We start from the raw sequence: 17547 nt of genomic DNA on the forward strand, positions 1-17547 counted from the left end.
AACCGGTCGAAGGTGCCCCTCACCCGAGATGTCGGAGCCGCGGGACGTCAGACGGAGACGATGACCGACGAGCCGTGACCGAACAGGCCCTGGTTGGCGGTGATGCCGACCCGGGCGCCCTCGACCTGACGGCCCTCGGCCTGCCCGCGCAGCTGCCAGGTGAGCTCGCACACCTGCGCCAGCGCCTGCGCGGGGACGGCCTCACCGAAGCAGGCAAGTCCGCCGGACGGGTTGACCGGGATGCGGCCGCCGATCGTGGTGTCCCCCGCGCGGAGCAGGTGCTCGGCCTCGCCGCGCTTGCACAGCGACAGGTCCTCGATCCAGTCGAGCTCCACCGAGGTGGCGAGGTCGTAGACCTCGGCGACGTCGACGTCCTCCGGCGAGATGCCCGCCTCTTCGTAGGCGGCGTCGCCGATCGACTCCTTGAACGTGCGCTCCGGCGCGGGGACCGCGGACGCCGACTCGGTGGAGAAGTTCGGCATGTCCATGATGGTCTGCGGGAACGTCGGGGTGACCGTCGAGATCGCCTTGATCTTCACCGGGTCGACGATGCCCTTCTTGCGGGCGTACTCCAGCGACGTCAGGATGATCGCCGCGCCGCCGTCGGAGGTGGCGCAGATGTCGAGCAGGTGCAGCGGGTCGGCGACCATCGGCGACGCGAGCACGTCCGCGGCCGCGACCTCCTTGCGGTAGCGCGCGTACGGGTTGTTCAGGCCGTGCTTCGCGTTCTTCACCTTGACCGCGGCGAAGTCCTCGACGGTCGCGCCGTACAGGTCGATGCGACGGCGCGCGTTGAGTGCGAAGTATGCGGGGTTCGTCATGCCCATCAGGCGGAACCGCAGCCAGTCCGGGTCGTCCCAGCGCTCGCCGGCGACCGGGGCGAGGAAGCCCTTCGGGGTGGTGTCGGCGCCGACGACGAGCGCGACGTCGGACAGGCCAGCCAGGATCCGGGCGCGGGCGGTGTCGAGGGCCTGCGCGCCGGTCGCGCACGCCGCATAAGAGGTGGCGACCCGGGCGCCGTTCCAACCGAGGGCCTGCGCGAACGTGGCGCCCGCGACGTAGCCGCCGTAGCCGTTGCGGACCGTCTCGCCGCCGACAATCAGGTCGACGTCCTGCCAGTCCACGCCCGAGTCGGCGAGGGCCGCGCGGGCCGCGGCGACGCCGTACTTGACGAACGAGTGCCCCCACTTGCCCCAGGCGTGCATGCCGACGCCGAGAACCGCCACATCGTTGTTGCTCATGCCACTGCCCCGTTCTCTGCTGCCGCGACCGGCTTCCAACGCCAGATCGTGCGATCGCCGGTCTCGTCGGTGTAGAGGGTCTCGACGACCAGCTCGACGGCGTTGCCCACCTTGAGGTCGGCGACGCCGAACCCGTCGGCGACCTGGCCGAGCACGACGAGGCCCTCCGGTAGCTCCACGGCGGCGAGCGCGAACGGTACGTACGGATCGGTGGTGGCGATGTACGGCGCGGGCGGCTTGTACTGGGCGTCGGTGTAGGACCAGACGGTGCCGCGGCGGGACAGCTCGACGTCGTCGAACTCCTCGCCGGCGCACGCCGGGTTCTTGCAGAAGGTGGTTTCCCGGGGGAAGGAGATCGTGCCGCAGGACCGGCACGAGGTTCCGATCAGGGCCGGCTCGGGGCCGGTGGTGAACCAGCCCTCCACGGCGGGGGTCGCGTCGCTCATCACGTCCTCATCTGCAGGGGAGAACCCGGCTCGGGCGAACATCACGAGACGGGTAGAACGCGTTGCAGTATTACACGAAATCGGCCGGTTGCGGGCTCGAGATCCCACCCAGCGGGTCCGGGCGGCTCGCGGTAGGTTCGGGGGCATGGCCGCCGCAGGGAGCGCCGCCCCGATCGAGGTCGGGGGCCGCGTGGTGCGCATCTCGCACCCGGACCGGGTGTACTTCCCGGCCACCGGCGCGACGAAGCTAGACCTCGCCCGGTACTACCTCGCCGTCGGGGACGGCATCGTCCGTGCGCTGCGGGAGCGGCCATGCATGCTGCACCGGTTCCCGGGCGGAGTTGCGGGGGAGAAGGTGCACCAGAAGCGGCTGCCGCGGGGCGCACCGGACTGGATGGACACGGTGCGCGTCCACTTTCCGCGTTACGACCGGGACGCGGACGAGCTGTGCGTCACCGAACTCGCCCAGGTGATCTGGGCGGTGCAGATGTCGACGGTCGAGTTCCATCCCTGGAACTCGCGGCGCGGTGACGTGGAGAAACCCGACGAGTGGCGGATCGACCTCGATCCGATGCCCGACTGCGGGTGGGACCGGGTGCTGCGCGTTGCCGGGGTCGTGCACGAGGTGCTCGACGAGCTCGGCGCGGTGGGCTGGCCGAAGACGTCGGGAGGCCGAGGGGTGCACGTCTACGTGCGGATCCCGCCAACGCACGGCTTCGCGGATGTGCGCCGGGCCGCCCTCGCCTTCGCGCGGGAGGTGGAGCGACGCGCACCGGCCGACGCGACCACCACCTGGTGGCGGAAGGACCGGGACCCGGCGGCCCTGTTTGTGGACTACAACCAGAATGCCCGCGATCACACGATGGCGGCGGCCTACTCGGTGCGCGGCGTGCCGAACGGGCGGGTGTCCGCTCCCGTTGGCTGGGACGAACTCGGGGACGCGGACCCGGACGACTTCACGCTCGCGACGATGCCGGGCCGTTTCGCCCGTCTCGGCGACCTGCACGCGGGCATCGACGACGCGGTGTTCGATCCGGCGCCGCTGCTCGATTGGGCGGACCGGGACGAGCGCGACGGCGCCGCCGACCCCGGCAATCCCGACTGAGTTCGCCGAGGCTCAGCGGGCGGTGGCCTCGGTGGTGAGGGACTGCAGCAGCGCCATGACCTCGGACTCGCGGAAACGGCGGTGCCCGCCCGGGGTGCGGAGGGAGCCGAGGCGTCCGGCGTGCGCCCATCGCGTGACCGTCTTGGGGTCGACATGGAACAGGGCGGCCACCTGGCCAGGGGTGAGCAGTGCTTCCTGGGTGGCGTGGAACGCGGGGACGCTCATCGAGGCCCTCCCTCAAGGGTCAAGTGCCGAGCCGCGGCCCGGGCCGTGGCATGGCCGGACGGCTCGGCCGCGGTGCACGTCGCGGACAGTGCGCACATCGTGGCACCCGACCCCCCAGGTACTCGAACCGTCTAAGTTCGGTAAAGGGGAGGTAATTCGCAAATCGGATAAGTCCGGCAGGTGTGATGGTCCGGTGCCCGGTCGGTACCCTGGGGTAGTGACTGACTCGACCCCCGACTCCGCCCCCGCGAACCCGAAGGGTTCACTCGCCAAGGCGATGGCGATCTACACTGCCGCCCGTCTCGGCCTGGTGGTGGTCATCGCGGCGATCATCCTGGGCGTGAGCAAGCTGGTCAGTGTCGAGGTGCCGCTGCTGGTTGCGCTGATCTTCGCGGTTGTCATTGCGCTTCCGCTGTCGCTGGTGCTGTTCAAGACGCTGCGGATCCGCGTCAACGAGCAGATCTCCCAGGTCGACGCGCAGCGGCGCAAGGACCGCGACGACCTGCGGTCGAAGCTCCGCGGCGACAAGTAATGACGGCCACCGTCGACCGGAGCGCGCCGCGTGACTGGGTCGACGAGGCGGTGCGGCTGATCGACGCCGACACCCAGCGCAGCGCGGACACGCACCTGCTGAGGTACCCGCTGCCTGCGGACTGGAGTGTCGCCCTCTACCTCAAGGACGAGTCCACCCACGTCACCGGCAGCCTCAAGCACCGGCTCGCGCGGTCGCTGTTCCTCTACGCGATCTGCAACGGGTGGGTCACCGAAAACACCACCGTCATCGAGGCGTCGTCCGGGTCGACGGCGGTCAGCGAGGCGTACTTCGCGAAGCTCCTCGGCCTGGACTTCGTCGCGGTGATGCCGCGCAGCACCAGCCCGGCCAAGATCGCGCTGATCGAGGCGCAGGGCGGACGCTGCCACTTCGTGGACCGGCCCGGCGAGATCTACACCGAGGCGCAGCGACTCGCCGACGAGGTCGGCGGCCACTACATGGACCAATTCACGCACGCCGAGCGGGCGACCGACTGGCGCGGCAATAACAACATCGCCGAGAGCATCTTCGAGCAGATGCGGCTCGAGCGGCACCCGGTTCCCGACTGGGTGGTCGTCGGGGCCGGGACCGGTGGCACGTCAGCGACGATCGGCCGGTACCTCCGATACCGCAGGCACGCGACACGACTGCTGGTCGTCGACCCCGAGAACTCGGCGTTCATCGGCGGTTACGAGACCGGCTCGGCCGAGCACCGGACCGGGATGCCGTCCCGGATCGAGGGCATCGGCAGGCCGCGCATCGAGCCGTCGTTCATTGGGCAGGTCGTGGATCGGATGGCGACCGTCCCCGATGCCGCGTCGATCGCCGCCACCCGGCATGCCAGCGCCGTCCTCGGCCGCCGCGTCGGCGGATCCACCGGCACCAATCTGTGGGGCGCCTTCTCGGTGCTCGCCGAGATGCTCGCCGCCGGGCGTGCGGGCAGCGTCGTCACCCTGATCTGCGATGGCGGCGAGCGGTACGCGGGCACCTACTTCGACGACGACTGGGTTCGGGGTCAGGGCCTCGACCTCACCGGCCCTGCGGCGGTGCTCGACGCGTTCGCGCGCACCGGCCGCTGGACCGCGTGATCCGTCAGCGCGCTGGCGCGTGCTCATCGGTGTCGGCGAACTGGGTGCGGTAGAGGTCCTCGTACCGGCCGCCCGCGGCGAGGAGTTCGACGTGGGTTCCGCTCTCCACGACCCGCCCGTCCTCGATCACCAGGATCTGGTCCGCCGCCCGGATCGTCGACAGCCGGTGCGCGATCACCACCGACGTCCGGCCGATCAACGCCTCGCCGAGCGCGGCCTGCACCGCGGCCTCGGACGTCGAGTCCAGGTGCGCGGTCGCCTCGTCCAGGATCACCACCCGCGGATGCGCCAGCAGCAGGCGGGCGATGGTCAACCGCTGCCGCTCGCCGCCGGAGAGCCGATAGCCGCGCTCGCCGACCACGGTGTCGAGGCCGTCGGGCAGCGACCGGATCAGGTCGGTGAGCCGGGCCCGGTCAAGGACCGCCCACATCTCGTCCTCGGTCGCACCAGGCCTGGCCAGCATCAGGTTCGCGCGAATCGAATCGTGGAATAGATGCCCGTCCTGGGTGACCATGCCGACGGTCCCGCGGATCGCCTCGGCGGACAGCTCCCGCACGTCGACGCCGCCGACCCGGACCGCGCCTGCATCGGTGTCGTAGAGCCGCGGCACCAGCTGCGCGATCGTCGACTTGCCCGCCCCGGAGGAACCGACCAGCGCGACCATCTGGCCCGGCTCGGCGCGGAACGAGATCTCGTGCAGGACCTCGACGCCGCCCCGGGTATCGAGGGTCGCGACCTCCTCAAGCGAGGCGAGGGACACCTTGTCCGCTGCCGGGTACGCGAACCGGACCTGTTCGAACTCGACCGACACCGGCCCGTCCGGCATCGGTGTCGGGCGCGCGGGTTCGGCGATCAGCGGCGGCAGGTCCAGGACCTCGAAGACCCGCTCGAAGCTGACGAGCGCGCTCATCACCTCGACCCTCGCGGACGCGAGCGCGGTCAGCGGCGCGTACAGCCGGGTCAGTAGCAGCGCAAGGGCGACAACGGAGCCCGCCTCGAGGCGTCCGGTCAGCGCGTACCAGCCGCCCAGTCCGTACACCAGGGCCAGCGCCAGCGCCGACACCAGCGTCAGGGAGGTGACGAACGCGGCCTGCGTCATCGCGGTGCGCACCCCGATGTCGCGGACCCGGTGCGCCCGGACCTCGAACTCCGCGGACTCCTCCTGGGGCCTGCCGAACAGTTTGACCAGGGTCGCGCCGGGTGCCGAGAACCGTTCGGTCATCTGCGTGCTCATGGTCGCGTTGTGGTCCGCCGCCTCGCGCTGCAGGACAGCCATCTTCGCGCCGATCCGGCGAGCAGGCAGCACGAACACCGGCAGCAGCAGCAGCGCCAGCACGGTGATCTGCCAGGAGATACCCAGCATGACCACCAATGTCAGGATGAGCGTCACCAGGTTCGCAACAACCCCGGACAGGGTGTCGCTGAACGCGCGCTGGGCCCCGATCACGTCGTTGTTGAGCCTGCTGACCAGGGCGCCGGTCCGGGTGCGGGTGAAGAACGCGATCGGCATCTTCTGCACGTGGTCGAACACCGCGGTGCGCAGGTCCAGGATCAGGCCCTCGCCGATGCTCGACGACAGGTAGCGGTTGTACAGCCCGAGCGCGGCCTCGAGCAGGGCGATGACCGCGATCGCGATCGCCAGCCACACCACGACGCTGGCGTCGGTGCCCTTGACGATGGCGTCGACGACCCGGCCCGCGAGTACCGGCGTCGCGACCGCGAGCGCCGCGGTCGCGACGCTGACCAGCAGAAACAGCGTGATCTTGCGGCGGTGCGGTGTCGCGAAGCCGAGGATCCGCCGCACCGTGGCCATCGAGAACGGACGCCGGTCGTCCTGGGCGTGCATCATCCGGTACATCGAGTTCCAGGCGACCGATTCCATGCTCATGACCGGGCTCCATTCCTGACCGTGCTGTTCACTGCCGTCCCCCTCGATTCGTCTGGTCGGTGCAACGCTACGGGCAGGCTCTGACATGCCCGGCGTGCAGCCGACCGTAGAACCTAAAGTGAACTTGAGGTCAAGCCGGGCAGCGTGCCGGGGCATCCTCGGCGAACGGGACGTCGTCCGGCAGCAGGTAGGTGACGAGGAGAACGACGGGGTCGGGGCCGAGATTGAGCCCGACATGGTCGCCGCCCGGGTCCTCGGTGACCCACGCTCCCGCGGGCGAGGTGACCCGCGAGCAGTCGGGCAGCACCCGCGTCAGGGTGCCCGACACGACGAGGCCCTGGACATGGCCCCCGTGGCGGTGCCAGCCGGTGCTGCCGCCCGGCGCGATGACGAGCCGGCGCAGCGTCCCCTCGGTCTCGTCCGGCACGGCGGTGTGTCCGGGCGGTGGCGGCGGCAGCAGGGACGGCGCGAGCTCGAGTTCGGCGAGGGTGTCCGCGGTGACGCCCTGCGGCGGCGTCGCGCCAGCAGGCGCGGTGAGGCCGAACGCCGCGATCGAGGTCAGGGCGGCGGTCGCGGCGAGGCGGGGAAGGGTGCGCATGGCGGTGATCCGTTCGAGTCGAGGTGCTCGTGCGTCTGGGTCGAATCCCTCGAGGCCGGGTCGGCCCCGGAACGTGTCCTGCCCGTCCATCGTCACGCACCCCGGTGGGGGGCGGCCGCGAAATCGGCCGATGGTGGCCACATAGTGATCACCACTGGAACGTGTTCTCGCTACGCTGCCGGGTATGCGCACCTCCCGTCGAGTCCTCGCCCTGTCCGCCATCGGGGCCGCTGTCGCCGTCTCCGCCGTGATCGCGACCGCGGGCACCGCTGCCGCCGGTCCCGCCGTCTCGGCTGATCCGGGTCGCGTCGACAGCGAGCGGGAGGCCGTCGCCCGCGCCTACATCGATGCGTTGCTCTCCCACGACGCATCGGACGTGGCGTTCGCGCCGGGCGCCACCCGGGTCGAGGCGGGCCTGAAGACCGGCTTCACCGGTGCGCAGATGGCGTGGGACCTCACCCACGGCCCGCAGTACCGCGTGATCCAGGGCATCCGCGACCTGGAACTCAGTGAGCAGGGGGACGTGGTGTCGACCCGCTACCTGCTCGACGCCGGGATCGCGGGCGCAACGTTGATGACCGTCGAGATCGTCGAGACGTTCGAGATTCCGGACGGCACCATCCATGCGGTCGTCGCGCACATCACGCCGAAGTTCGGCGCCTGAACCGTCCGGGACCTCGGCGCCGTCACCTGCTGATCAGCTGCGCGGCGGCCGCGGTGCCTGCCGCGACGACCCCGACCGACGGCCAGGCGCCGATCTTCTTGGCCAGTGGATGCGAGGCGCCGAACGCGCCGACGTAGGTGCCGAGCAGGACCGCGGTCCGGCCCGGGCCCGAGGTGCGCGCCCAGTGGGTGGCGCAGACGGCCCCGGCCGCGGCGAGGACCGCGCCGCCGAGCGGCCGGTTGCCGGTCTGCCGGGCGACGGCGTAGCCGCCGACGAGTCCGCTGGCGGCGATGGCGGATGCGGCGGTCTTGCTCAGTGCCATGGGATCTCCTTCTGAATGGGCGTCCAAGTCCCGTCCACGGTAGCGCCGCCCCGCCATGTCAACTTTCATTGACATGTCGGGGGATGTCAACGTAGATTGACGTTATGACCGAGGCAACGCATCTCGCGGCGGCAGCGGGCAGCCCCGACCCGAAGATCGGCCTGCGGGCCGTGCTGGCGCTGCGCAGGCTGCTCGAACGGCTCGAGGCGGTGCAGGTGCAGAACGCCCGCGATCAGGGCTGGTCCTGGCAGGCGATTGCCGACTCCCTCGAGGTCAGTAGGCAGGCCGTGCACCAGAAGCACAACAGGAGGAGATGAGATGTTCGAACGGTTCACCGGCGCGGCCCGATCCGCGGTCGTTCGGGCCCAAGGGGAGGCCAAGGGCCTCGCGTCCCCGCGGATCGGCGCCGAACACGTCCTGCTCGGCGTGCTCGTCGTTGAGGCGAACTCACCACTCGGACAGCTCTGCGCCGACACCGGCCTGACCCATGCGGCGGTCCGGGTGCACCTCGTGGACGGGACCGCGGACCGTCCACTCGGCGACGTCGATGCTGAGGCGCTGCGCTCGATCGGCATCGACCTCGACGCGGTCCGGGTCAGCATCGAATCGAGCTTCGGCGCCGATGCACTCGACGGTGTCGACGGTGTCGACGAGCGGCGCGGCTGGTTCGCCCGCCGCACCGGGCACGTCCCGTTCACCGCAGGCGCGAAGAAGTCGATCGAGCTGTCGCTGCGCGAGGCACTGGCCCGCAAAGATCCCGCGATCGGCGCCGAACACCTCCTGCTGGGGTTGCTGCGCTGCGCCGATCCCGCCGTCATCGACGAGATCGCCCCTCATGTCGAGCCAGCCGAGCTGCGTCGTCGGGTGATCGACCTTCTCGACCGCGCGGCCTGACCCGCACCCATTCGTTGAATGGGTGTTCATGCGTCACTTCCGGGTGGCGGATGACACATGAACCCCCATTCAATGGTTCAGGGGGTGCGGGTCAGGTGGCTGGGGTTCAGGGGACGCTGCATCGCGATCCGGGGCCAGGCGTCGAGGCCGTGCGCGGCCTCGGCGGCCCGGACCGCCCGCAACTGCGGGCCAAGGTCGGAGTCCGGGATCGGCTCGAAACCGAGACGCCGGTAGTACGGCGCGTTCCACGGAACGTCGACGAACGTGGTCAGCGTCAGCCGCCGGTCGCCCCGGTCGACCGCCCACGCGGCGACCGCCTCGATCAGTGCCGCGCCGAGGCGACGGCCCGACCAGCGCGGATCCACCGACACCTGCTCGAGATGCGCGCCGCCGTCGACGACCTCGGCGCACGCGTAGCCCACGGCGGTGCCGTCGGACCGGCCGACCTGCGACCGGGCGAGCGAATGGACCATTCGGTCGATCTCATCGACTGAACGCTTCCGTTCACTCGATGCTGGGGAGGCGGCGGTGGCGACCCACAGCCGGCCCGCGCGCCGATACCGCTCGAGTCCAGCGATCGTCGGCGGCGCGTCGTCGGCGACGGCCGTCATCCCGAGCGCGCGAAACGGGTGCCCGGCGGCGACCTCGATGGCCGGCAGCGCGGACAGGTCGGCGGCGATGGCGAGTCGGATCATCGGTCCCGTCCGGAGCCTCTCGTGTGTCAGCATGGGCGCATGAGTTTCTTGGTGCGTCTGGTGATCAACGCGATTGCGATCTGGCTGGCGTCGGAATGGGTGTCCGGCATCGACATCGCCACCAAGGACGACGTCAGTCAGGTCGTCGTGATCGCGTTCATCGCGCTGGTGTTCACCGTAGTGAACGCGTTCGTCAAGCCGATCGTGCAGCTGCTGTCCCTGCCGCTGCTGATCCTCACGCTCGGGCTGTTCACGCTGGTGATCAACGCGCTGATGCTGCTGCTGACGGCCTGGATCACCGAATCGACCTCGCTGGGCATCTCCGTCGACGGGTTCTGGACCGCGGTGTGGGGTGCGCTGATCATCTCGGTGGTCAACTTCGTGCTCACCGCCGTGGTTCCCGGCGGCAAGCGCTGAGCCGACCCGCCGTCGGCGCGCGCGAGCGTCAGCCGAGCCACAACGCGAGGCCGGTCGCCGCACCCCAGACGAGCATCGCGGCCCCGGTTCCGGCGAGCGCCGGGATCAGGGCGAGGCCCTGGCCGCCGGACCGGACCGGGGCGTTCGCCTTCACCGCCAACGGCAGCGCCAGCAGGCCGAGCAGGGCCAGCGGGGTGCGCGCGACGAGAGCTAGCGTCACCACGAACGGCACCGCGAGCAGCGCCAGGTGCAGGGTGCGGGTCCGGGCGTCGCCGAGCCGCACCGCGAGGGTGTGCTTGCCGGACTCGGTGTCGGTGGGGATGTCGCGCAGGTTGTTCGCGACCAACACCGCGGACGAGAACGAGCCGACCGCGACCGCGGTCACCGTCCCGGCCCAGTCGACGCGGCCTGCCTGCACGAACTGAGTGCCGAGGACGGCGACCAGCCCGAAGAACACGAACACCGCGATCTCGCCGAACCCGCTGTACCCGTACGGCTTCGACCCGCCGGTGTAATACCAGGCGCCGACGATGCAGGCCGCGCCGACCAGGATCAGCCACCACGCCGACACCAGCGCCAGCACGACGCCCGCGACGGCGGCGACCCCAAAGCAGGCGAACGCCGCACCCTTGACCGCGGCGGGCGACGCGAGCCTCGACCCGACCAAACGGAGCGGGCCGACCCGCTCGTCGTCGGTTCCCCGGATCCCGTCGGAGTAGTCGTTGGCGAAGTTGACGCCGACGATCAGGGCCATCGACACCAGCAGCGCCAGCAACGCCTTCCACCACACGGCGCCGCCGATCGACGCCGCCGCGCCGGTGCCCGCGAGCACTGGGGCGATCGCGTTCGGCAGGGTGCGCGGTCGGGCGCCGGAGATCCATTCGGAAACAGAAGCCATGCCTGCGATCCTGTCACCATCCGGTCCCGGACCCGTCGGGGTGGCTAGCATGGGCGCCGGTGCACCCCCCTGTGAACGACCCCGGCCCGGACGTGTCCACCGATCTGGTGGTGGCCCTGCTCGGTGCGGTGTCGACGCGACGCGACGGATCCCTGGTCCCGCTGCCGGGCCCCCGGGCCCGCACCCTGTTGGTCGCGTTGGCGCGCACACCGGGGCGGGTGCGGGGCGCATCCGCCCTGATCGAGGACGTGTGGGGGGATGACCCGCCGCGGTCCCCGACGAATGCGCTGCACACCCAGATCTCGCGGTTGCGGTCCGCGCTGCCCGACGGTGCGGTGGAGAGCACCGCCCACGGCTACCGGCTGGTGCTGACCCGGACGCAGGTGGACCTGACCCTCGCGCGTGTCCTCGAGCAGGCGGCACAGCAGCACCTCGCCGACGGCGACCCGCGCGCTGCTGCGGAGTCCGTCCGGGCCGCGCAGGCGTTGTGGCGCGGCGAGCCCGGTGCGGACCTGCCGGCCGGTGCGCCCGCCCGCGAGCTCGTCGAGGAGGCGGCGCAGCGCAGGGCGGCGTTGGACGCGGCCCTGCTCGCCGCGCTGGTCACCGCCGGTGACCTGCGGCAGGCGCTGCCGCTGGCGCGAGCAGCAGCGGACCGGTCGCCCCTGGACGAGCAGGCGCACGGGCAGTTGATGCTGGTGCTCGCCGGACTGGGTCTGGCGAACGAGGCGCTGGACGTCTTCGCCGGGTTGCGGGAACGGCTCGCCGACCGGCTCGGTACCGACCCGTCGCCCCGGCTGGTGGAGCTCAACGCCGCGGTGCTGACCGGGGCCGCGCCGACGTTCGGCGGGCAGGCCAGGGCCGCCGGATCGGCGGTGCCCGCGGTAGCCGAACCGCTGCCGGGGGCGGCCGAGCCGGTTCCCTCCGCCGTCGGGCTGCGGGCGGCGCCGAACGCGCTGCTCGGCCGCGATGCGGACCTGGATGCGGTCGACGACCTGCTTGCCGCGGCCCGGGTGGTCACCCTGCTCGGTCCCGGCGGCACCGGGAAGACCCGGCTCGCGCACGCGATCGGACTGCGCGCCGCCGCCGACCTCCCGGTCGCACTCGTCGAACTGGCGCCGCTGCGCAGCGGCGCCGACGTGATCGGCGCGATCAGCGCGACCCTGGGGCTCAGCGAGATCGAGCTGACGCCGGGTGCCGGCCTGACCCGCGCCCGGATCCACGACGCGCGGAATCGGCTGCGGGACGCGCTGTCCGCGCGGCCGTCGCTGCTAATTCTGGACAATTGCGAGCACCTGATCGACGACGTCGCAGCGGTGGTGGCGGACCTCGTCGCGGTAAGTGACCGGGTGACGGTGTTGGCCACCAGCCGTGCGCCGCTGGCGATCAACGCCGAGGTGGTGTATCCGCTTGCGCCGCTTGAGGTTGACGAGAGCGGTTCCCCGGCAACGGAACTGTTCCGGACCCGGGCGCGGGCCGTGCGACCGTCGGTACGGCTGGACCCGCGGGAGGTGGCGCGATTGTGCCGCACCCTCGACGGACTCCCACTGGCCATCGAATTGGCGGCCGCCCGGGTCCGGACGATGAGCGTGGCGGAGATCAACACCCGGCTCACCGACAGGTTCACGCTGCTGCGGTCCGGGGATCGGACGTCGCCGGAACGGCACCGCACGCTGCGCGCCGTGATCGACTGGAGCTGGAATCTGCTCGGGTCCGGGCAGCAGGCGGCGCTGCGCCGCCTGTGCCGGTTCCCCGGCGGCGTCACGGGCGAGGCCGCAATGCTGGTCGCGCAGTGGGGTGCGGTGACCGACGCGGCGGACGCGGTGGAGGGCCTGGTCGGTCAGTCGATGCTGACGGTGGTCGAGGGAACCGACCGGGCAGGCCTGCGCTACCACATGCTCGAGACCGTGCGGGAGTTCGGCGAGGAACGGCTCGCGGAGGCAGGGGAGGTCGACGAGGTGGAGGCGCGCACCTTCGGGTGGGCGCGCGAATTCTGTTCCGCCGCAATGCGTGGTTTCCTCGATGGCGACGAGATCGCGGTGACCGCCATGGTCGAGGCGGAACACGACAACCTGCTCGCCGTCCTCCGGCGGGCCGCGGAGGTCGACGCGAACGATGTCGTCGTCGGGGTGTTATCCGTCCTCGGGATGCTGTGGTCGCTGCGCGGTTCGCAGTCCGAGGTGCTGGCCTGGGCTCCCCGGATCCTCGCCGTCGACCCCCGCGACGGCCGGCTGGCGGGGGTCCCGGGGAACAGTCTGGCGCTGTGCCACGTCCTCGTTGCCGGGACCGCGGCCTTCTCCGGGTCGGTACGGATGCTGGCAACGACCCGGGTACGGCTGCGTGAGATCGTCCGGACCCGAACCGATCTCGACCCAGTCCTGGTGTTGAGTGCGGCACTGCTCACCCTGCCCGCGGGAGGTGCGGGGGCGGCGCGGATCCTCGCGGAGGGTGTCCGGCATCCCGATCCTGCCGCCCGCAGTGCTGCCCTGATGTCCCGCGCGAACCTGCGAGAGAACAACGGGGACCTGCACGGGTCGCGGGTCGACGCGCTGGCCGCGTTGGCGCTCGCCAGGGAGTCCGGTCAGGTCTGGACGCTGTCGATGGTGTGTCAACATCTCGGCAGTCTCGCGGCGCAGGCCGCGAACTACGAGGAGGCCCTCGGGTACTACCGGGAGGGCGTGGAGTTGCTGGGGCAGCTGCGCGCGTACGACGAGGCGCTGGCCTCGCGCACCTATCTCACCGCCGTCCTGGTCGGTCTCGGCCGCGTCGACGAGGCCCGCCGCGAACTGGAGCGGGCCGGGAACCTGGCCGAGATCGCGAGCGGTGCCCCCGGACGCTTCGAGGACCGGCGCGGGGCCGCGGTGCTCGCGACGGCCCGCGCCGAGATCGACCTCGCGGCCGGAGAGGTGGAGGCCGGGCTGCGCGGGTACCGGCGGGCGCTGGGGTTGGAGGGCGGACCGGAGCCCGGCGCCGGGGACACCCCGGACCCGTTCGGGTTGATGGTGATGTCCGCGGCTGTCGACGCCCATGTACTGGCCGGCCGGGCCGGGGCCGTGGCCGACATCGTCGCCGCCTTCACCGAGCGGGTGCTGACCCAGCTCGGTCCGGCGGGCTACCCGGATCTCCCGCAGACCGGGGCGGTGGCCTGTGCGGTCGGCGGGTTCGACATCGCGACCGGCGACCCGGACGCCGGGCTGCGGCTGCTGGCACTGTCGACGAGAGTCTCACCGCGGCAGGACTTCCCGGTGATGCAGGTGTCCCGGCACCTGGAGCGGGCCCGCGCGGAGGTCGGCGCCGACCGAGTCGACGCCGCCCTTGCCGCGGTGGCGGGCCTGCCGAGGAGCCGGGCCCGGCGACAGATCCTGGACGCATTCCGCACCCGCGGGTGAGCGTCCCGCCGAAGCCGGGATCCGGAGTGCGGCTAGGCGTTCCGCATGTAGGCGCGCATCGTGATCGGAGCGAAGACCGCGACGATGACCGCGGCGCCGACCAGCGCCCACACCAGGTCGATCCCGACCGGGCCGCCGGACAGCAGCTCGCGGACCGCGGTGACGATGTGCGAGACCGGGTTCAGTGACACGAACGTCTGCATCCAGCCGGGCATGGTGTCGGCGGGAACGAACGCGTTCGACATGAACGTCAGCGGGAACAGCACCAGCATCGAGATGCCCTGCACGCTCGATGCCTTGCTCATCAGCACCCCCATCAGCGCGAAGATCCAGCTGATTGCGAAGGCGCACACCATCACCAGCAGCACCGCGGCAACGACACCGACGATCCCGCCGCCGGGGCGGAAGCCCATCGCGTAGCCCATCGCGAAGGTGATGGTCGACGCGATCGCGTACCGCACCATGTCGGACAGCAGCGCGCCAGCGAGCGGTGCGATCCGGGCGATCGGCAGCGAAGTGAAGCGGTCGAAGACCCCCTTATCCATGTCCTCGCGCAGCTGGGTTCCGGTGACGATCGACGCGGTGATCACCGTCTGTACCAGGATGCCGGGGATGATGATCGGCAGGTAGGAGGCGATGTCGCCGGAGATGGCGCCGCCGAAGATGTAGGTGAACATCACCGTGAAGATGATCGGCTGGACCACCACGTCGAACAGCTGCTCGGGGTTGTGCTTGACCTTGATCAGGCCGCGGTGGGCCATGGTCAGGGACTGGGCGACGGTGTCGCGGAGCCCGACGGTGCGGGCGGCGGGTAGCGGCGGGGCGGTGGTGGCCGGAGTGGCGAGGGTGGTCGTCATGCTGCGCTCCTGTCGGCGTCGGCGTCGGCGTCGGCGTCGTGTCCGGTGATGGCGAGGAAGACCTCGTCGAGGCTGGGCTTGCTCACCGTGATCTCGTCGACGCCGATCCCGTTGTCGCGCAATCGGATCAGCAGTTCCGGTGTGATCGAGGTGTCGGCGAGCGGTGCGGTCAGCCGCGCGGCCTCCGGGCTGACGACGACCTCCACGCCCAACGCGCCTGCAAGCAGGGCGCGGGTGGCCTCGATGTCGGCGCGGTCGACCAGGCTCAGCTGCAGCGACGACGTCCCGACCGACGCCTTCAGCTCGTCCGCGGTCCCGTCGGCGATCACCCGGCCGTGGTCGATCACCGCGATCCGATCCGCCAGCTGGTCGGCCTCGTCGAGGTACTGCGTGGTCAGTAGCACCGTCGACCCCTCGGCGACGAGCCGCCGGATGGTGTCCCACATCTGGGCGCGGGTGCGCGGGTCGAGGCCGGTGGTCGGTTCGTCGAGGAACAGCAGCGGCGGGCGTGAGATGAGGCTGGCGGCGAGGTCGAGGCGTCGCCGCATGCCGCCGGAGAAGTACTTGAGCGCCTTGCTCGCGGCGTCGGTGAGCGCGAACTCCTCGAGCAGTTCGGCGGTCTTGCGTTTGGCGTCCGCGCGGCTCAGCCCGAGGAGTCGGGAGAAGATCATCAGGTTCTCGGTCGCGGTCAGGTCCTCGTCGACCGACGCGTACTGCCCGGTGACGCCGATCAGCGACCGCACCGCGGTCGGTGCCGCGGTGACGTCGTGCCCGAAGACGGCCGCGCGGCCCGCGTCGGGTCGCAGCAGCGTCGCGAGCATCCGGATGGTGGTGGTCTTGCCCGCGCCGTTGGGGCCGAGCACACCGTAGACGGTGCCGGTGGGGACGGTCAGGCTGACGCCGTCCACGGCCGTGTGGGTGCCGAAGCGCTTGACGAGTCCGTCCGCCTCAATGGCGGGGGGAGTCGAGTGTGTCATGCGGGGTGTCCTTTCGGATCGAGTGCTGACGCCACTGTCCGCGTCCCCGCTTGCACGACCCTTGCACCGCCCTTGCATGCCCTCCGCAAGCGATGAACGGGGGTTCATGCGCTGGCCCGCGGGCGGAAACGACGCATGAACCCCCGTTCAACCCTTGGGGGTGAACCGGGCGGTGAGCGCGCGGCGGTCGACCTTGCCGGGGCCGCGCAGCGGCAGCGCCGCCAGCAGGTGCACCTCGCGGGGCGCCGCGGTGCCGTCCAGGGTGCGAACCAGATGCTCCCGCAGGGACTCTGGCGTCGGGGCGGTGCCCGCGACCGGGACGACCGCCGCCGCGACCCGCTGCCCCAGGCGGGTGTCGGGGAGGGCGAACACCGCGACCTCGGCGACCTCCGGGTGGGTCGCCAGCGCCGCCTCGACCACCTGCGGGACGATCGTGAGCCCGCCGGTGGAGATCGCCTCGTCGAGCCTGCCGAGGATCCGCAGTGTCCCGTCCACGACAACACCCGCGTCGTCGGTGCGGAACCAGCCGGGCTCGGCGAACGCCGGGTGGGTCGGCAGGCGCCGATACCCGGACGCGAGCATCGGGCCGCCGAGCAGCACCCGCGCATCGGTGTCGATCCGCACCAGCACCCCGTCAAGGGGGGCGCCGTCGTATACGCAGCCGCCGCAGGTCTCGCTCATCCCGTAGGTGCGGACCACGGTGATCCCCGCCGCCTCCGCCCGGGCCAGCAGCGGTGCCGGGGTCGCGGCGCCGCCGAGCAGGACGGCGTCCAGGTCGGCGAGGGCCGCCGTCGCCTCGGGGTCGCCGAGCGCCTTGACCAGCTGGGTCGGGACCAGCGAGGTGTACCGCCGCGGCCCGTGCAGCGCGGCAACCGCCGCGGGCAGCGTCGCGGGGTCGAAACCGTGAGAGACGTCGACGACCACCGGCTCGGTGCCCGCCAGCAGCCCGCGCAGCAGCACCTGCAGGCCCGCGATGTGATGGGCGGGCAGCGTCAACAGCCACGCACCCGGCCCGCCGAGCCGGTCATGGGTGGCGGCGCCGCTGGCGTGCAGCGCCGCTGGCGACAGTTGCGCGCCCTTCGGGACGCCGGTGCTCCCGGACGTCGCCACCACCAGCGCGACGCCGTCGTCGATCGGCTCCCCCGGAGCCAACGCGTCGGACAGTCGGGCGATTTCGCGGTCGTCACCGGCGGGGACGGGCAGCAGCGCCGGGCCGTCGCCTGCGAGCGCCCGATCGAGCACCGGAAGCAGGTCGAGCACCGCCGATCCGGCCGGGACGGGCAGGGACTGCAGGACGGGACTCACCCGCCCCAT

The 17547-nt window shown here is 71.5% G+C and carries 19 protein-coding genes; 8 read left to right on the forward strand and 11 right to left on the reverse strand.

All coding sequences use genetic code 11. The annotated features are described in order from the left end of the window. Nucleotides 1-47 precede the first annotated feature (47 nt). Nucleotides 48-1241, reverse strand: coding sequence for a lipid-transfer protein (locus ACFWPA_RS07185; RefSeq protein ID WP_378508231.1), 1194 nt, complete (start codon nucleotides 1239-1241; stop codon nucleotides 48-50). Then, nucleotides 1238-1687, reverse strand: coding sequence for a Zn-ribbon domain-containing OB-fold protein (locus ACFWPA_RS07190; protein ID WP_378508230.1), 450 nt, complete (start codon nucleotides 1685-1687; stop codon nucleotides 1238-1240). Before ACFWPA_RS07190 ends, ACFWPA_RS07185 begins: the two co-directional genes overlap by 4 nt. A 145-nt stretch (nucleotides 1688-1832) precedes the next feature. Here ACFWPA_RS07190 and ligD point away from each other — a divergent pair, with 145 nt between their 5' ends. Beyond that, nucleotides 1833-2792, forward strand: a complete 960-nt coding sequence (gene ligD, locus ACFWPA_RS07195; protein ID WP_378508229.1) for a non-homologous end-joining DNA ligase — start codon at nucleotides 1833-1835, stop codon at nucleotides 2790-2792. Between the two features lie 12 nt (nucleotides 2793-2804). Here ligD and ACFWPA_RS07200 read toward each other — a convergent pair whose 3' ends face one another. Beyond that, nucleotides 2805-3017, reverse strand: a complete 213-nt coding sequence (locus ACFWPA_RS07200) for a BldC family transcriptional regulator (protein WP_378508228.1) — start codon at nucleotides 3015-3017, stop codon at nucleotides 2805-2807. 277 nt (nucleotides 3018-3294) lie between these two features. On the opposite strand from ACFWPA_RS07200, the gene ACFWPA_RS07205 reads away from it, so the two are divergent. Together ACFWPA_RS07205 and ACFWPA_RS07210 are read left to right on the forward strand one after the other, a co-directional pair. Next, entirely contained in the window at nucleotides 3295-3549 is a 255-nt protein-coding gene (locus tag ACFWPA_RS07205) for a DUF4229 domain-containing protein (protein ID WP_378508276.1), read from the forward strand. Then, nucleotides 3549-4637, forward strand: coding sequence for a PLP-dependent cysteine synthase family protein (locus tag ACFWPA_RS07210; protein WP_378569915.1), 1089 nt, complete (start codon nucleotides 3549-3551; stop codon nucleotides 4635-4637). The genes ACFWPA_RS07205 and ACFWPA_RS07210 overlap by 1 nt, the downstream gene beginning before the upstream one ends. Before the next feature lie 4 nt (nucleotides 4638-4641). Here the strand turns inward: ACFWPA_RS07210 and ACFWPA_RS07215 are convergent, their stop codons facing one another. Both ACFWPA_RS07215 and ACFWPA_RS07220 read right to left on the reverse strand, forming a co-directional pair. Continuing rightward, a complete protein-coding gene (locus ACFWPA_RS07215) occupies nucleotides 4642-6525 on the reverse strand; it encodes an ABC transporter ATP-binding protein (RefSeq protein ID WP_378508226.1) in 1884 nt (627 codons plus the stop codon). 130 nt (nucleotides 6526-6655) lie between these two features. Further along, the gene (locus tag ACFWPA_RS07220) at nucleotides 6656-7123 is read right to left on the reverse strand and encodes a cupin domain-containing protein (protein ID WP_378569916.1); all 468 of its coding nucleotides are present in this window, start codon (nucleotides 7121-7123) and stop codon (nucleotides 6656-6658) included. Between the two features lie 184 nt (nucleotides 7124-7307). Here ACFWPA_RS07220 and ACFWPA_RS07225 point away from each other — a divergent pair, with 184 nt between their 5' ends. Continuing rightward, entirely contained in the window at nucleotides 7308-7787 is a 480-nt protein-coding gene (locus ACFWPA_RS07225; RefSeq protein ID WP_378508224.1) for a hypothetical protein, read from the forward strand. Nucleotides 7788-7809: 22 nt separating this feature from the next. On the opposite strand, the gene ACFWPA_RS07230 is transcribed toward ACFWPA_RS07225, so the two are convergent. After that, nucleotides 7810-8109 carry a hypothetical protein gene (locus ACFWPA_RS07230; RefSeq protein ID WP_378569917.1) on the reverse strand — a complete coding sequence of 100 codons (300 nt, stop codon included), beginning with the start codon at nucleotides 8107-8109 and terminating at the stop codon, nucleotides 7810-7812. A 104-nt stretch (nucleotides 8110-8213) separates the two neighbouring features. Here ACFWPA_RS07230 and ACFWPA_RS07235 point away from each other — a divergent pair, with 104 nt between their 5' ends. Both ACFWPA_RS07235 and ACFWPA_RS07240 read left to right on the forward strand, forming a co-directional pair. Continuing rightward, a complete protein-coding gene (locus tag ACFWPA_RS07235) occupies nucleotides 8214-8426 on the forward strand; it encodes a helix-turn-helix domain-containing protein (protein ID WP_378569918.1) in 213 nt (70 codons plus the stop codon). 1 nt (nucleotide 8427) lies between these two features. Continuing rightward, entirely contained in the window at nucleotides 8428-9003 is a 576-nt protein-coding gene (locus ACFWPA_RS07240) for a Clp protease N-terminal domain-containing protein (RefSeq protein WP_378569919.1), read from the forward strand. Nucleotides 9004-9080: 77 nt separating this feature from the next. Here ACFWPA_RS07240 and ACFWPA_RS07245 read toward each other — a convergent pair whose 3' ends face one another. Next, nucleotides 9081-9698, reverse strand: coding sequence for a GNAT family N-acetyltransferase (locus ACFWPA_RS07245; protein ID WP_378508223.1), 618 nt, complete (start codon nucleotides 9696-9698; stop codon nucleotides 9081-9083). Between the two features lie 39 nt (nucleotides 9699-9737). Between ACFWPA_RS07245 and ACFWPA_RS07250 the strand changes: the two genes are divergently transcribed. Further along, complete coding sequence (locus ACFWPA_RS07250) at nucleotides 9738-10115, forward strand: phage holin family protein (protein ID WP_378508222.1); 378 nt, start codon at nucleotides 9738-9740, stop codon at nucleotides 10113-10115. 28 nt (nucleotides 10116-10143) lie between these two features. On the opposite strand, the gene ACFWPA_RS07255 is transcribed toward ACFWPA_RS07250, so the two are convergent. Continuing rightward, nucleotides 10144-11013, reverse strand: coding sequence for a 1,4-dihydroxy-2-naphthoate polyprenyltransferase (locus ACFWPA_RS07255; protein WP_378508221.1), 870 nt, complete (start codon nucleotides 11011-11013; stop codon nucleotides 10144-10146). A 59-nt stretch (nucleotides 11014-11072) separates the two neighbouring features. On the opposite strand from ACFWPA_RS07255, the gene ACFWPA_RS07260 reads away from it, so the two are divergent. Further along, on the forward strand, nucleotides 11073-14399 hold the full coding sequence (locus ACFWPA_RS07260) for a BTAD domain-containing putative transcriptional regulator (protein WP_378508220.1): 3327 nt from the start codon (nucleotides 11073-11075) through the stop codon (nucleotides 14397-14399). Nucleotides 14400-14431: 32 nt separating this feature from the next. Here the strand turns inward: ACFWPA_RS07260 and ACFWPA_RS07265 are convergent, their stop codons facing one another. The 3 genes from ACFWPA_RS07265 to menE all read right to left on the reverse strand — a co-directional run bounded on the left by ACFWPA_RS07265 (nucleotide 14432) and on the right by menE (nucleotide 17538). Further along, complete coding sequence (locus ACFWPA_RS07265; protein WP_378569920.1) at nucleotides 14432-15256, reverse strand: ABC transporter permease; 825 nt, start codon at nucleotides 15254-15256, stop codon at nucleotides 14432-14434. Then, nucleotides 15253-16233 (reverse strand): ATP-binding cassette domain-containing protein, encoded by a 981-nt coding sequence (locus ACFWPA_RS07270; RefSeq protein ID WP_378508218.1) that lies wholly within the window; start codon nucleotides 16231-16233, stop codon nucleotides 15253-15255. Before ACFWPA_RS07270 ends, ACFWPA_RS07265 begins: the two co-directional genes overlap by 4 nt. Nucleotides 16234-16380: 147 nt before the next feature. Continuing rightward, nucleotides 16381-17538: an o-succinylbenzoate--CoA ligase gene (gene menE / locus ACFWPA_RS07275; RefSeq protein ID WP_378508217.1), complete on the reverse strand. Its 1158-nt coding sequence runs from the start codon at nucleotides 17536-17538 to the stop codon at nucleotides 16381-16383. Nucleotides 17539-17547 lie beyond the last annotated feature (9 nt).

This window comes from Rhodococcus sp. NPDC058505 (assembly GCF_042720095.1).
Classification (GTDB): Bacteria; Actinomycetota; Actinomycetes; order Mycobacteriales; family Mycobacteriaceae; genus Rhodococcus_G.

What these genes read in the sequence shown, in the direction of transcription:
- ACFWPA_RS07190 (WP_378508230.1), bottom strand. Translation starts at nt 1,687, where the DNA reads ATGAGCGACGCGACCCCCGCCGTGGAGGGCTGGTTCACCACCGGCCCC.
- ACFWPA_RS07220 (WP_378569916.1), bottom strand. Translation starts at nt 7,123, where the DNA reads ATGCGCACCCTTCCCCGCCTCGCCGCGACCGCCGCCCTGACCTCGATC.
- ACFWPA_RS07210 (WP_378569915.1), top strand. Translation starts at nt 3,549, where the DNA reads ATGACGGCCACCGTCGACCGGAGCGCGCCGCGTGACTGGGTCGACGAG.
- ACFWPA_RS07185 (WP_378508231.1), bottom strand. Translation starts at nt 1,241, where the DNA reads ATGAGCAACAACGATGTGGCGGTTCTCGGCGTCGGCATGCACGCCTGG.
- ACFWPA_RS07200 (WP_378508228.1), bottom strand. Translation starts at nt 3,017, where the DNA reads ATGAGCGTCCCCGCGTTCCACGCCACCCAGGAAGCACTGCTCACCCCT.
- ACFWPA_RS07205 (WP_378508276.1), top strand. Translation starts at nt 3,295, where the DNA reads ATGGCGATCTACACTGCCGCCCGTCTCGGCCTGGTGGTGGTCATCGCG.
- ACFWPA_RS07240 (WP_378569919.1), top strand. Translation starts at nt 8,428, where the DNA reads ATGTTCGAACGGTTCACCGGCGCGGCCCGATCCGCGGTCGTTCGGGCC.
- ACFWPA_RS07235 (WP_378569918.1), top strand. Translation starts at nt 8,214, where the DNA reads ATGACCGAGGCAACGCATCTCGCGGCGGCAGCGGGCAGCCCCGACCCG.
- ACFWPA_RS07255 (WP_378508221.1), bottom strand. Translation starts at nt 11,013, where the DNA reads ATGGCTTCTGTTTCCGAATGGATCTCCGGCGCCCGACCGCGCACCCTG.
- ACFWPA_RS07230 (WP_378569917.1), bottom strand. Translation starts at nt 8,109, where the DNA reads ATGGCACTGAGCAAGACCGCCGCATCCGCCATCGCCGCCAGCGGACTC.
- ACFWPA_RS07265 (WP_378569920.1), bottom strand. Translation starts at nt 15,256, where the DNA reads ATGACGACCACCCTCGCCACTCCGGCCACCACCGCCCCGCCGCTACCC.
- ACFWPA_RS07245 (WP_378508223.1), bottom strand. Translation starts at nt 9,698, where the DNA reads ATGATCCGACTCGCCATCGCCGCCGACCTGTCCGCGCTGCCGGCCATC.
- ACFWPA_RS07215 (WP_378508226.1), bottom strand. Translation starts at nt 6,525, where the DNA reads ATGAGCATGGAATCGGTCGCCTGGAACTCGATGTACCGGATGATGCAC.
- ACFWPA_RS07250 (WP_378508222.1), top strand. Translation starts at nt 9,738, where the DNA reads ATGAGTTTCTTGGTGCGTCTGGTGATCAACGCGATTGCGATCTGGCTG.
- ACFWPA_RS07270 (WP_378508218.1), bottom strand. Translation starts at nt 16,233, where the DNA reads ATGACACACTCGACTCCCCCCGCCATTGAGGCGGACGGACTCGTCAAG.
- ACFWPA_RS07225 (WP_378508224.1), top strand. Translation starts at nt 7,308, where the DNA reads ATGCGCACCTCCCGTCGAGTCCTCGCCCTGTCCGCCATCGGGGCCGCT.
- ligD (WP_378508229.1), top strand. Translation starts at nt 1,833, where the DNA reads ATGGCCGCCGCAGGGAGCGCCGCCCCGATCGAGGTCGGGGGCCGCGTG.